The sequence below is a fragment of the Accumulibacter sp. genome (assembly GCF_032229525.1).
GTDB lineage: Bacteria > Pseudomonadota > Gammaproteobacteria > Burkholderiales > Rhodocyclaceae > Accumulibacter.
In genome coordinates this window covers 1-13,227 of sequence record NZ_JAVTWB010000136.1, presented here as the reverse complement: position 1 = coordinate 13,227, position 13,227 = coordinate 1, and the positions used below count along the sequence as shown (strand labels likewise).

12 protein-coding genes are annotated in these 13,227 nt (G+C 63.1%); all 12 read right to left on the bottom strand.

The genetic code is table 11. The annotated features are described in order from the left end of the window. Positions 1-3 precede the first annotated feature (3 nt). On the bottom strand, positions 4-732 hold the full coding sequence (locus tag RUW20_RS09660) for an ABC transporter ATP-binding protein (RefSeq protein ID WP_313952029.1): 729 nt from the start codon (positions 730-732) through the stop codon (positions 4-6). Next, on the bottom strand, positions 732-1,571 hold the full coding sequence (locus tag RUW20_RS09655; RefSeq protein ID WP_313951992.1) for an ATP-binding cassette domain-containing protein: 840 nt from the start codon (positions 1,569-1,571) through the stop codon (positions 732-734). Before RUW20_RS09655 ends, RUW20_RS09660 begins: the two co-directional genes overlap by 1 nt. Then, positions 1,568-2,884, bottom strand: a complete 1,317-nt coding sequence (gene livM, locus RUW20_RS09650) for a high-affinity branched-chain amino acid ABC transporter permease LivM (protein ID WP_313951991.1) — start codon at positions 2,882-2,884, stop codon at positions 1,568-1,570. Before livM ends, RUW20_RS09655 begins: the two co-directional genes overlap by 4 nt. Next, positions 2,884-3,798 (bottom strand): ABC transporter permease subunit, encoded by a 915-nt coding sequence (locus RUW20_RS09645; RefSeq protein ID WP_313951989.1) that lies wholly within the window; start codon positions 3,796-3,798, stop codon positions 2,884-2,886. Before RUW20_RS09645 ends, livM begins: the two co-directional genes overlap by 1 nt. 84 nt (positions 3,799-3,882) lie before the next feature. Next, the gene (locus RUW20_RS09640; protein WP_313951988.1) at positions 3,883-4,077 is read right to left on the bottom strand and encodes a type II toxin-antitoxin system HicA family toxin; all 195 of its coding nucleotides are present in this window, start codon (positions 4,075-4,077) and stop codon (positions 3,883-3,885) included. Further along, the gene (locus tag RUW20_RS09635; protein WP_313951987.1) at positions 4,074-4,286 is read right to left on the bottom strand and encodes a type II toxin-antitoxin system HicB family antitoxin; all 213 of its coding nucleotides are present in this window, start codon (positions 4,284-4,286) and stop codon (positions 4,074-4,076) included. The genes RUW20_RS09640 and RUW20_RS09635 overlap by 4 nt, the downstream gene beginning before the upstream one ends. Positions 4,287-4,494: 208 nt before the next feature. Continuing rightward, the gene (locus RUW20_RS09630; protein ID WP_313951986.1) at positions 4,495-5,454 is read right to left on the bottom strand and encodes a restriction endonuclease; all 960 of its coding nucleotides are present in this window, start codon (positions 5,452-5,454) and stop codon (positions 4,495-4,497) included. Between the two features lie 160 nt (positions 5,455-5,614). Then, on the bottom strand, positions 5,615-8,764 hold the full coding sequence (putA, locus tag RUW20_RS09625) for a bifunctional proline dehydrogenase/L-glutamate gamma-semialdehyde dehydrogenase PutA (protein WP_313951985.1): 3,150 nt from the start codon (positions 8,762-8,764) through the stop codon (positions 5,615-5,617). Positions 8,765-8,903: 139 nt separating this feature from the next. Further along, the gene (locus RUW20_RS09620) at positions 8,904-10,001 is read right to left on the bottom strand and encodes a branched-chain amino acid ABC transporter substrate-binding protein (protein ID WP_313951984.1); all 1,098 of its coding nucleotides are present in this window, start codon (positions 9,999-10,001) and stop codon (positions 8,904-8,906) included. Further along, positions 9,998-10,690 carry a GntR family transcriptional regulator gene (locus RUW20_RS09615; RefSeq protein WP_313951983.1) on the bottom strand — a complete coding sequence of 231 codons (693 nt, stop codon included), beginning with the start codon at positions 10,688-10,690 and terminating at the stop codon, positions 9,998-10,000. Before RUW20_RS09615 ends, RUW20_RS09620 begins: the two co-directional genes overlap by 4 nt. Before the next feature lie 288 nt (positions 10,691-10,978). After that, positions 10,979-12,349, bottom strand: a complete 1,371-nt coding sequence (locus tag RUW20_RS09610; protein WP_313951982.1) for an HlyD family type I secretion periplasmic adaptor subunit — start codon at positions 12,347-12,349, stop codon at positions 10,979-10,981. Between the two features lie 72 nt (positions 12,350-12,421). After that, positions 12,422-13,227, bottom strand: an 806-nt coding sequence (locus RUW20_RS09605; protein ID WP_313951981.1) for a calcium-binding protein, incomplete at its 5' end; no start/stop codon positions are given.

Below are 13,227 nucleotides of genomic sequence, written 5' to 3'. Positions count from 1 at the left end.
GGCTTAGGCAGTGGTGGTTTCGGCCTGGCCGCCTTCAAGATAGGCGGCGCGGACCTCGGGACTGGCCAGCAGCTCGCTACCGGTTCCGGAGAGGATGATCTGGCCATGCTGCAGCACGTAGCCGCGATGGGCCACGCGCAAGGCGTGGTGCGCGTTCTGCTCGACCAGCAGGATGGTCATGCCGTGCTCGCGGTTCAATTCGCGAATGATTTGGAAAATCTTCTTGATATACAGCGGCGCCAATCCCAGCGAGGGTTCGTCGAGCAGCAGCAATTGCGGGCGGCTCATCAACGCGCGCGCGATGGCCAGCATCTGCTGCTCGCCACCTGATAGCGTACCGGCACTCTGTGTGCAACGCTCTTCGAGAATCGGAAAGAGTGTGTACATCCGCTTGAGGTCGACCTCGAAGTTCATTGCTTCGCCGAGCACGGCGCCCATCTGCAGGTTCTCGATCACCGTCATGCGCGGAAAGATGCGTCGACCTTCGGGTACCAGGGCGATGCCGCGGCGGGCGATTTCGTGCGTCGGCAGGGCGGTGATGTCCTCGCCGTCAAAGACGATACGCCCGGCCGAGGCGCGTGGCTGACCGAAGATCGACATCATCAGGGTCGACTTGCCAGCGCCGTTGGCGCCGATCAGCGTCACCACCTCGCCGACCTGCACTGCCACATCCACACCGTGCAGGGCGTGGATGCTTCCATAGTGGGCATGGACACCCGACAGTTGCAGCATCATTGGCCGACCTCCGCATGCAGTTGTTCATCGGCATCGTCCTCACCCAGGTAAGCTTTGATGACGTTGGGGTCCCGCTGGATATGCGCCGGCGTACCTTCGGCGATCTTGCGCCCGTAGTTGAGCACACAGATATGGTCCGAGACGTTCATGACCACGCTCATGTCATGCTCGATGAGCAGGATGGCGATGCCTTCGTCACGGGCCAGATGCTTCAGCAGCTCGTTGAGCTCTGCCGATTCGCGCGGATTGAGGCCGGCCGCCGGTTCGTCCAGGCAGAGCAGCAGCGGATCGACGCACAGTGCCCTGGCGATCTCGATCCGTCGCTGCATGCCGTAGGGCAGGTCGCCGGCGGCGGTATTGGCCTTGTCGATCAGGTCCAGACGCTTGAGCCAGCCGATCGCCTTGTCGATCGCCTTCTGTTCCGCCTGGCGATAGCCGGACAGGCCGAACAGGCCGGCCAGCGAGAAACGCGACGCGTGTTGCAGGGCGTTGTGCTGGGCCACCATCAGGTTCTCGAGCACGGTCATTTTGGGGAACAGGCGAATGTTCTGAAAGGTGCGCACGACCTGTGCCTTGTGCGCCACCTGATGGCTGGGCAGAACCTCCAGGCGCATCAGGCCGCGTTGCGGGTGATTCAGGCGAACACTGCCCTCGGTCGGCTTGTAGAAGCCGGTCAGACAGTTGAAGAAGGTCGTCTTGCCGGCGCCGTTCGGTCCGATCACGCCGGTGATCTGGCGTGCGGCGACGTCCAGCGACATGTCGTCGATGGCCAGCAGACCACCGAAGCGCATGGTCAGGCGCTCGACGCTGAGCAAGGGGGCGGTGGCGGTGCTCATCGGCTTTCTCCGTCGGCGACATAGCGCATCGTCGGTTCGCGGTGGGAAAGAATGCCGCCCGGCCTCCAGACCATGATCATGACCATCGCTGCTCCGAAGAGCAGCATCCGGTATTCGGCAAAATCCCGTCCGAGTTCGGGCAGCAGGACCAGCACCAGGGCTGCGAGAACGACGCCGAGTTGGCTGCCCATGCCGCCGAGAACGACGATCGCCAGAATGATCGCCGACTCGCTGAACGTGAACGATTCCGGCGAAATGAAGCCCATGCGGGCGGCGAAGAAGACGCCAGCGAATCCGCCGAGCATGGCGCCAATGGCGAAAGCCGAGAGCTTGACGTTGCGGGCGTTGATGCCCATCGCCTTGCAGGCGATCTCGTCTTCGCGCATTGCTTCCCAGGCGCGCCCGATCGGCAGCTTGCGCATCCGCGAGACGAAGACATTGGTGATCAGTGCCAAGGCCAGAATCAGGTAGTAGAGAAAGATGATCCGATGGCTGGGCGAGTACTCGATAGCGAAAAAAGAGGCAAAGGTCGGATCGTCGCCGGGTGGCTTGAGTTCCAGACCGAAGAACGTCGGGCGGGGGATCGACGCGATCCCGTTGGGGCCGCCGGAGAGCTCGGTCCAGTTCACCAGGATGACGCGGACGATCTCGCCGAACCCGAGGGTCACGATGGCCAGGTAGTCGCCACGCAGACGTAGCGTCGGCCAGCCGAGGATGACGCCGAAGGTTGCCGCCATGCCGCCGGCGACCGGCAGCGCCTCCCAGAAGCTCCAGCCGAATTGTGTCCCCAGGATACCGTAGGTGTAGGCACCGACGGCGTAGAAGGCAACGTACCCAAGGTCGAGCAGACCGGCCAGCCCGACGACGACGTTGAGACCCCAGCCGAGCATGACGTAGATCAGCACGGTGGTTGCGGTGTCGACGACGTAACGATTGTCGGCAAAGAAGATCGGCAAGGTCAGCGCGACGCCGAGCGCCGCCCAGCCGACCCAGGTCAGCAGTGGGCTACTGGCTCGACCACTGTCCGCCAGCGTTGCCGCTGCCGTTGCGGCCGTTGAGCGCTCGCGGGTCAGTTGGTGCGCCTTGAAGCGGTCGATGCCGTAGCGCAGGACCAGGCGGCCGGCGAAAGCGACGGCGACGAATGCGAACAGGGTCGGCCAGCGGGTGGCAATCTGCAGCGCACCCCCCCGGTCGACGGTGGTCAGGCCGATCATTGGAATGCCCAGTAGCAGGGCGATGAAGGCGACCGCCACGGCGTCCTTGAAGCGCGCCGCTGGCGAGATGGTGTGCGTGGCGAGAACCAGGGTGGCCATCAGACTTTCTCCACTTCAGGACGACCAAGGAGGCCGGAAGGGCGGAACATCAGCACCAGGATCAAAATGCTGAAAGTTGCCACGTCCTTGTACTCCGCCGACAGATAAGCGGCCCAGAAGGCTTCGATCAGGCCGATCAGCAAGCCGCCGAGCATCGCTCCCGGCAGCGAGCCGATGCCGCCGAGGACGGCGGCGGTGAAGGCCTTGATACCGGCGACGAAGCCGATGAAGAAATCGACGACCCCGTAATACACCGTCACCATGACACCAGCGACTGCAGCCAGCGCCGCGCCGAGCATGAAGGTCAGCGAAATCGTCCGGTCGACGTTGATGCCGAGCAGGGCGGTCATCGTCCGGTCCTGCTCGCAGGAGCGCTGCTGTCGTCCGAAGGACGTCTTTGTAATCAGCCAGGTGAAGCCGGCCATCAGCGCGACGGTGACGATGACGATGAGGATCTGCGTGTAGGCCAGGCGGACCGTGAAGCCGTCCACGGTCATCAGGTCGATGCCGCCAACCAGTACCGGTGGGATCGGCTTGACGCGCGCGCCTTGTGTCAACTGCACGAAGTTCTGCAGGAAGATCGACATGCCGATCGCCGAGATCAAGGGCGCCAGGCGGGTGGCACCGCGTAGGGGGCGGTAGGCAATGCGTTCGACCGCCCAGCCATAAACCGAGGTGAACAGCACGGCGACGATCAGCACCAGCACCACGCCCAGCGCCACCGAACTGATGCCAAAAGTGGCGAGCATGGTGAACACGGTGATGGCGATGAAGGCGCTGACCATGTAGATATCGCCGTGGGCGAAATTGATCATCCCGATGATGCCGTACACCATCGTGTAGCCGATGGCGATCAGGCCATAGACGGCGCCAAGTGTCAGGCCGTTGATCAGTTGCTGGAGTGCGAGAGCCATCACCTTCCTCCTTTGCGGCTGGCGCGAAATGCGCTGATTGTTATGCTTGCGTCAGGCCGCCAAGCGTCTGCAGCGGCGGCAGTGTCAGAATCTTCCAGGCTCCGGAATGCCGAGGTCACGGCAGATCTTGATGGCCAGGTAATTGCTGATTTCGTTATGCCTTGGAACGGCGCTTCGCCTGTTCGTAGTTGAATGGCACCACCAGGAATGACTACCACCCTCACGCAGTAAGGCACAACCATGCGTCATGAGGTGTGATAGCAAGTCGCGCCGTTTCACAGGGCAATTGGCAGTTCTTCGAATCGATTTCCTGCCGCATCGAGTGCTTCCGCTCGATTGAGGTCAATGGCTTCGATCAGGGTCTCGCGAAGGGACTGCAACAGGGCTTCCCGTGACGATTCCTGGCAGTTTACGCCCGGCACTTCTTCGATCCAGCCAATCCACCAGTCGGCATCCTGCTTGACTACGGCGGTGTACGTTTGATTCATGGTTCGTCCTCCTTTGCTCACGTTCGAGCAGCATCAAGAGCTGCAGCCTGGTCATTGGTAGCTTGGGGTGGGGCAGCAATCCCAACATGAGGGGCGCCGTCCCTCGTCAAAAAACGCCTTTGCTATTTGCCAATGGGCTGAAATAAGCCAGCCCTCGCCATCAAGTCCGCTATCGTCATTTGACTTCTCCAATACGTACAACCCAACGCTACCGGGGCGCTGCGCGCTTCCGACGCGTTCCCGGGAGCACCCTACTGGGCAACTCACTGATCGCTTTCTTGGGATCCTGACCATAATTCGACAACAGGGTGTAATCAATCGCGTAGGTCTTCGCCGGCAGCAGGCCGAATTCATGCGCTTCGAGCAACTCGATCAGACGATCCCCGTCGATCAATTCGATCGGTTTGCAGCCCGGACGGCGTGCTGCGTCCCGCGCGCTGTCAGTAAAGTACCCAGTGGTAAAGAAGATCCCCTTTTCTGCGTCACCTATTGCGCCTTGAAAGGCCTGTACCTCACTTGGAGAGACAGAGCCGGAGTAACGTTTGCATTGGAAGGCGATCTTGGCAGTGACGATCGGCCCCAGCGGAAGGTAGCCCTCGCCATCAATGCCTTTGTCGCCCTTGCCGCCAGTGACTCTCACTCTTTCCAGCCCCAGATGTTTCAAGAGGTCGGCACAGAACTGCTCAAACGATTCGGGTGAAAGCGCTTGCAGTTGAAGGAGCAGTTCTTCGCCGTAGCCGTTGGACGGGCTGGTCAGAGAGGGTTGAGCTGTTGCCACTTCCAGCGACGACTGCTGTGCCTGTGGTGATTGAGCCCGTTTCTCGGCATGAATGGCAACCCACTTCCTGACGATTTCGCGGGCCTGTTCAAGAGTTAGGTGGCGCTCCCTGCTGGACGGCGTGAGCATCCAGATTCCATGTTTCGGCGATGAGAGCAGCCCCTCCCAAACAAGATATTGGCGGCCCCAGGCGACCTGATTCGGGAAGCGCAGGCTGCCACTCTCGAGCCTCGCGAAGCGTTTCTCATCTGGAACATGGGCCAGCCTGGCCACGGCGTCGCAAACCTCTCTGGGTGTCGCCGATCCTCCAAATTCCCGCAACGCGTCGAGGATGTGAGGAATCCACTGCACGAATTCGGCATGCTTTTTCGTCGTCACAGATTGGCTCATCGCATTGCCCGACCGTGATCGCGCGCGACACTGCTGTCGTGCAACGTCGCGCTCGGGATCCTGGATCGCGCAACGCACGCACGCTGGGACGTTGCCGTGCTGATGGCTCTCGGATGAATACTCCGTGGCGAATCAGCGACCATGGAGCAAGCGTATCGAATCATTCGTCCACCGCGTCGAGCGCCATCAGGCTGGCGTTGCCGCCGGCAGCCGTGGTGTCGATCGACAGCGTGCGTTCGCTGGCAAAACGGTAGAGGTAGTGCGGGCCACCGGCCTTCGGCCCGGTGCCGGAGAGACCTTCGCCGCCGAACGGCTGCACGCCGACCACGGCACCGATGACGTTGCGGTTGACGTAGGTGTTGCCGACGTGCAGGCGGGCGGTGATCCGCCGCACGGTGTCCTCGATACGGCTGTGGATGCCCAGCGTCAGGCCATAGCCGGTGCTGGCGATGGCGTCGCAGACCTTGTCGAGATCCTCGCCGCGCCAGCGCACGATGTGCAGGATGGGCCCGAAGACTTCGCGTTCGAGGCGCGACAGCTTGTCGATTTCGTAGGCGCTCGGGGCGAAGAAGGTGCCGTGGCGGGTCGCCTGCTCGTCGAGAGGGCAGGTGTAGAGCGGCGTGGCGAAACTGTCCAGCCAGCTGGCGTGCGCGAGCAGCACCTTGCGCGCTGCTTCGTCGATCACTGGCCCGACGTCGGTACGCAGGTCGGACGGATCGCCGATGCGCAGTTCCTGCATGGCGCCGGCGAGCATCTTGCTGACGCGGTCGGCAATGTCGGACTGGACGAAGAGCACGCGCAGGGCCGAGCAACGCTGACCGGCCGAGTTGAACGCCGAGGCGACGACGTCGCGGACGATCTGCTCGGGTAGCGCGGACGAATCGGCGATCAGCGCATTCTGCCCGCCGGTTTCGGCGATTAGCGGCACCAGCGGGCCATCCTTGCCGGCCAGCGTGCGGGCGATGATGCGCGCCACCTCGGTCGAGCCGGTGAAGGCGACGCCGGCGCATTCACGCCCGGCGACCATCGCCGCACCAACGCGGCCATCGCCGGGCAGGAAAGCGAGCACATTGGCCGGAATGCCGGCGCTGTGCAGCATGCTCACGGCCAGCGCCGCGACCAGCGGCGTCTGCTCGGCGGGTTTGGCGAGCACGGTGTTGCCGGCGGCCAGCGCAGCGGCGACCTGGCCAACAAAAATCGCCAGCGGGAAGTTCCACGGACTGATGCAGACGAATACCCCGCGGCCGTGCAGCGACAGGCTGTTGCGCTCGCCTGTCGGGCCGGGCAGCTCGATCGGCGCCGCGAACTTCTCTTTCGCCTGGGCGGCGTAGTAACGGCAGAAATCGATCGCCTCGCGCACCTCGGAAACGGCGTCGACCTGTATCCGGCCGCCTTCGCGAACGATCAGCGCGACCAGCTCGGGGAGGCGTTCCTGCATCAGGTCAGCGGCGCGTTCGAGAGCGGCCGCACGGGTGGCGGCGGGTGTGTTTTCCCAGGCCGGGAAGGCCGCCTGCGCGACAGCCAGCGCGGTGCTGACGTCGGCGACGCTGGCCTCGATCACCTGCCCGATGACTTCGCGCTGATCGGCCGGCGAGCAGACCGGCCGGCTGCTGGCGCCCAAACCCTGCTTGCCGCCAATCAGCGGTGCGGCAAGGTATTTGACGCTTCGACTCTGCTTGATGGCGTTGGCGAGGTCCTGGAGTGCGGCTTTGTCGTTCATGTCCGGTCCTTCACTATTGGTGCGTTCTTCACCGAAGAGGTCACGTGGCAGCGGGATGCGTGGCTGGCGTTTGACCGCCAGGGAGGCAAGTTTTTCGACCGGATCGGCGATCAGCGAATCGATCGGCAGCTCGGCATCGGCGATGCGGTTGACGAACGACGAGTTGGCGCCGTTCTCGAGCAGACGACGGACGAGGTAGGCGAGCAGATCCTCATGGCTGCCGACCGGCGCGTAGACGCGGCACGGACGCCCCCACTTCTTCTCCCCGACGATCTGGTCGTAGAGCTCTTCGCCCATGCCGTGCAGGCGCTGGTATTCCCATTCGTCGCTGCCACCAGCACTGATCGCAATTTCGGCGACCGCGGCGAGGGTGTGCGCGTTGTGCGTCGCAAACGCCGGGTAGAAAGCATGCGGGTCGGCAAACAGACGTCTGGCGCAAGCCAGGTAGGACACGTCGCTGGTCACCTTGCGGGTAAACACCGGGTAGTCGGTGTGCCCACGCTCCTGCGCGATCTTGATCTCGGCGTCCCAGTAGGCACCCTTGCACAGGCGCACCAGCAGGCGCCGCTGGCCGCGGTGGGCGACGTCGGCGAGCCAGTCGAGCAGGGGCAGGGCGCGCTTCTGATAGGCCTGGATGGCCAGACCGAGGCCGTTCCAGCCGACCAGTTCGTGGTCGGTGGCCAGGGCTTCGATCAGCCCCATCGACAGTTCGAGTCGCTCGGCTTCCTCGGCGTCGATGGTCAGGCCGATATTCTTGGCCTTGGCTCTGACCGCCAATGCCTTGATGGCCGGCAGCAGTTCGCGGCGCACGCGGTCTTCGTTGGCCACTTCGTAGCGCGGATGCAGCGCCGAGAGCTTGATCGAGATCGAGGGCGCGATGAAGGGCGGGCGGCCACTGGCCGCGTCGCCGATGGCGGCGATCGCCTTGCTGTAGGAATCAAAATAGCGCAGCGCGTCGGCGCTGGTTCGCGCCGCCTCGCCGAGCATGTCGTAGGAGTGGCGGTAGCCGGCTTTTTCGGCGCTGCGCGCGCGCTCCAGCGCCTCATGAATATTGCGGCCCATGACGAACTGCTTGCCGAGAATACGCATCGCAGTGGTCACCGCCTGGCGGATGACCGGTTCGCCGGTACGCGAAACCAGGCGTTTGAGGATGCCGCTGACGTTACGCTCGGCGGTCTCGAGATTGACGATCTGGCCGGTGAGCATCAGGGCCCAGGTGCCGGCATTGACGAAGGTGCTGTGCGAGGCGCCGAGTCGTTTTTGCCACTCGGTGCTGCCGATCTTGTCGCGGATCAGGCGATCAACGGTGTCGGCATCGGGGATGCGCAGTAGCGCTTCGGCCAGACACATCAGGACCACTCCCTCGCGGGAGGAGAGGTCGTAGGTGGTCAGGAAGGCATCGATACCGCCGGTCTTCAGGCGACGGTCGCGGACCGTCTGGACCAACGGCGTCGCGCGCTGGCGGATGCCCTGCTGCTCTGATTCGGTGAACCGCGCTTTGGCGATCAGCTCCTCAACGAGCTGTTCCTCGTCGATCCGGTGATAGTCACGCAGACGCTGGCGTAGTGTTTGGGTTGTGGCCACGCTCATCCTGCCTTCCAGTCGATGGGACACGACGTGCTGGGTCGCACCCGATTGTCGAAAAGTCCGCCGCCGGGGCAGACGCCGAAATTTGTTCGCAGTCCAAACGAGCGCTTGAGCGGCAACGCCGCCCAAGCGAGACTTTCGATTACATCTTCACGTAGTCGTACTTGCCACCTTTCCACTGGTAGACCCTGAAGCCGGGGAGTTTGTTGTCGCCCTTGGCGTCGAAGGTCAGCGTGCCGATCACCGTGTCGAAGCTACCCGAGCGCAAGGCCTTCTCCATATCCTTGTACTTGGTGCTCTTGGCAGCGTTGGCCGCCTCCGCGAACAGTTGCATGGCCGCGTAGGCGTACATCACATAGCCCTCGGGCTCGACCTTGGCATCACGGAACTTCTTGACGATGGCGGCCGCGCTCGGGTTCTTGCGCGGGTCCGGGGAGAAGGTGAACAGCACGTTGTCGGCGGCAGGGCCGGCAGCAGTCACCAGTTCCGAATTGGTCATCGTGTCGCCACCCATCACTGTCAGCTTGAGGCCGGCCTGCTGGGCCTGGCGCAGAATCAACGCCACCTCGGTGTGGTAGCCGCCGAAGGCCATCACCTCGACGCCTGCGGACTTGAGCTTGCTGACCAGGCCCGAATAGTCCTTCTCGCCAGCAGTGATCGACTCGCGCAGTGCCGGCTTGACGCCCTTGGCTTCCATCGCCTTGGCAATCTCGTCGGCGAGGCCCTTGCCGTAGGCGCTCTTGTCGTCAACCACCGCAATCTTCTTGCCCTTGAAATGCGCAGCCAGATAATCGCCGGCCACCAGGCCCTGCTGGTCATCACGGCCCATGATGCGGAAAACGTTCTTCAAGCCGCGCTCGGTGACCTGCGGGTTGGTCGACACGGTAGCCATTGGAATCTGCGATTCGTTGTACACGTCCGAGGCCGGGATCGTCGAACTGGAGCACCAGTGGCCGTGCATGAAGACGATCTGCTTGTTGACCATCGTGTTGGCCACTGAAACGGCCTGTTTCGGGTCGCACGCGTCGTCACCGACTTCAAGCTGCAGCTTCTGGCCGAGGACACCGCCCTTGGCATTGATGTCGGCGACGGCCATTTCGGCGCCCTTGCGGATCTGGTCACCCGCCGAGGCATACTGACCGGTCATCGGGCCGGCGATGCCCACCAGAATATCGGCGTAGGCGCTGCCGCCAGCGAGAGCCAGCAGACTGAAGCTGGCCATCAGGATCGATTTTTTCATTTGTTTCCTCCTTTGCTACGGTGGTAATTGAGATAGTGGACAAGTGACGCACCCGCATCGAGCACATGTGCCCGCGTGAGTTCTGCCGCCGCGTCCGGGTCCCGGCGGGCGAACGCGTCGAGAATCTCGGCGTGTTCGTGCAGGGTCTTGGGCAGTTCGGTGGTGATAGACAACAGCGCGCGTACGTAGCGTTCGACCTTGTTGTACAGCGAGCGGATTTCGGCGAGCAGGATCGGGCGGCCGGCAGCAGCATAAAGCGTCGAGTGAAACAGCCAGTTCAACTCGCCCCAGCGGCCAGCGTCGGTGGCCAGCTCAAACTGATCGAGGTGGTGACGCGCCTGTTCGAGAGTCTCGTCGCTGACCAGGGGCGCCGAAAGGCGAGCAGCCCGCGCTTCGAGCATCGCCCGGATGTCCATGTACTCGCCGATCTCGGCCACCGAAAGCGAAGCCACGACAGCGCCGCGATTAGGCAGGAAAGTCACCAGACCTTTGGCCTCAAGATGCTTCAGCGCTTCACGAACGGGGATCTTGCTGACGTGGAAATGGCTGGCGATCTCGTCCTGCCGGAGCAACTCGCCGGCCGGCAGCAGGCCGTCGACAATCGCCTTCTTGAGCGTCTGGGCCACGTGATCCGACGCGCTGAGGCGCGGCATCTTCTGGGCGGTGATCTGGTCAAGAATCGATGACATGGGCGAGGATGGACGCTCCGAATATCGTATACGATATAAACATCATACGAGACCCTAATGCCAGATTCGCCTGATGGCAAGCTGCAGTGCAACAATTGCACTGCCTGCCGAGACTTGGCGTTTCGCGAGTCACTGCGACGGGGCACGTGCTGAGCGTGCCTTATCCCCAGTGCGTCCCGGTCGACAGAATGCGCGCCGCCAACAACAAAAATCACTTTGGCTCCGCTTGGTAAGTAGATCTGTGTTTTGGCCTTGATTGTTCGGCAACGAACGGCCTCGCTTCGGTCTTCACCGCTCCCGCCCCGCTTCATGCCACGCCTTACGCACCGGCGAGAGCAGGTACTCCGCCACCGTTCGGGTACCCAACAAAATCTCGGCGCGCGACTGCATGCCGGCAGCGAGCACGAACTTTTCGCCGTCCATTTCCAGTTGCATGGCCTTGAGATGCACCAAGGCCTTGTAGAGAAGCGGCTGATTGTTGCTCGCTGCCGGGTCGCTCGGATCGCTGCCATTGCCGGCACTGCTGTCGGCTGAGTCGGCGCTGACGTACTCCACCGCCCCTTCGAGCATGCCGTATTTCTGGAACGGGAAGGCAGCGAACTTGAGCTTCACTGGCTGCCCCTGGCGCACGAAGCCAATGTCTTCGTTGCTCACCCAAACTTCGGCACGCAGCATCTCGTCCTTCGGCACCAGGGTCAGGAGCACCGTCCCGGGCTGGACGACGGTGCCGACCGAGTGGGTCGCCAAATCCTTCACCACGCTCGCCTGCGTTGCCCTGAGTTCGAGCAGCTCTTGCCGGTGCCTTTGTTTGACGACCTCCTGTACCAGTTTGTCGAAAGCGGCCTGAGCCTCGTTCTGCTCGGCGTAGAGCTCGCGTCGGTAGTCCGATTCGATCTGCGCGAGTTTCTTCTCCGACTGGGCAATGCTGGCGCGTGCCGATTCGATCTCGTAGCCCTGCGTCTTGAGTTCCTGTTCCTTTTCAATGCGCTCACGTTTCTTGTCGCCGGCCATGATGTGGCCGGCGAAGCCGCCCTTGGCGAGTTTCTCGAAAGCTTTGTCCTGCTCCCGGTAGTGCGGCAGGATTTCACCGAGCTTGGCCGCGACCTGCTGGGCAGAGGCGAGCTCGGCGCGGGCCTTGCTCAGACGACTGCGTTCTTCGGCCAGCGCCGCGTCCAGGGCGTTGCGGTTGGCGTGATATTGGGCGGCGACTTCGCCGGCCAGGGCAGCGGGGTCGCCGGTCGCCCTGGCGAACGGCTTGCCGCCGAGCTCGGCGTCGATGCGGCGCAGGGTCAGCCGCTTGCGCTGGTAGTCCGCTTCGAGCGACCTGGTGTCCGCTTCGCTGATCAAGGTATCCATGCGCATGAGGACCTGCCCGGCCTGCACGGTCTCGCCTTCGCGCACCAGGATCTCCTTGACGATGCCGGCTTCGGCTGGCTGCACGATCTTCAGGTAGCTATGCGGCACGAGCTTGCCTTCGGCGACGGCCACGATGTCGAGGCGGCCGATCAGCGCCCACAGCACGAGCAGTACCAGCATGCCAACCAGCAGCCACAGCACCTTGCGCCCGAGGGGATTGGGCGAAGCCTCCTGCAAGCGCAGGAGGGGAGGGGAGAACTCGTGGTAGTCGGGTTCGGCGACGTTGAAGGAGGGTAGTTTCATCTCTCGCTCGGCAGAAGTCGGGCAGGGCGGCGACTACACGCGCCGCGATGCGCGTTTCTCATTGGCCATCGATCAGGATAGTCGTGCGCCCTCCTGTAGCCCCGCCAGCGGCCTCAGGACCTGGGCTTGCGTGCCGAAACCCGCCTCGCCGATCACCTGCCTGGCCGAGGTGGCACCGATTCCGGCCAGCGTTCCGTTCTGGCCGTACTGGTAAGCCAGATCGCCACCGAGGGCCGCAGTGTCCGAAGCCGCCAGGTGGAAAGTGCTCAGGCCATTGATCAGCGCCCAGCTGGTCAGGCCTGGCGTCGCCTCCCGTGCGGCATCGAAAGCGGCGGCCAGCCCGGTGAAATCGAACTCCTGCACCTTCTGGTTGAGCAGCGGGTCAGCCGATCCGGCATCGAAATCGGCCATCGCTTCGGCGACGATCTGCAGATTGAGAACGGTCTGGTTGGCCGTGCCGACATACCAGTTCTTGAACGCCATGCCTTGGCGAGCGCCGGTGTCGAGCACCAGGTCGTTGCCGCTTTTCCTCAACCGGAGGTCGCTGTAGGCAAGGCTGCCACCCAGCGAAAGGGTCTTGCTGCCGGCGCCCAGCGTCACGCTGTCGTAGCCGTCGCCCTTGTTGAAGGCGATGACGTCATTGCCATTGCCGGAGAACAGCGCGTCGTTGCCGGCCCCGCCGACCAGCAGGCTGTTGCCAGCACCGTCGCTCAGCGTGTCGTTGCTCAGACCACCGTCGAGCAGGTTGCTACCGGCGACATCGTTGAGCGTGTCGTTACCATCTCCACCTTGCAGGATGTCGATGCCGCCAAGGCCCCTGAGGGTGTCCGAACCGGCGCCGCCAATGATGAAGTCGTCGCCGGCGCTGCCGGTGATGA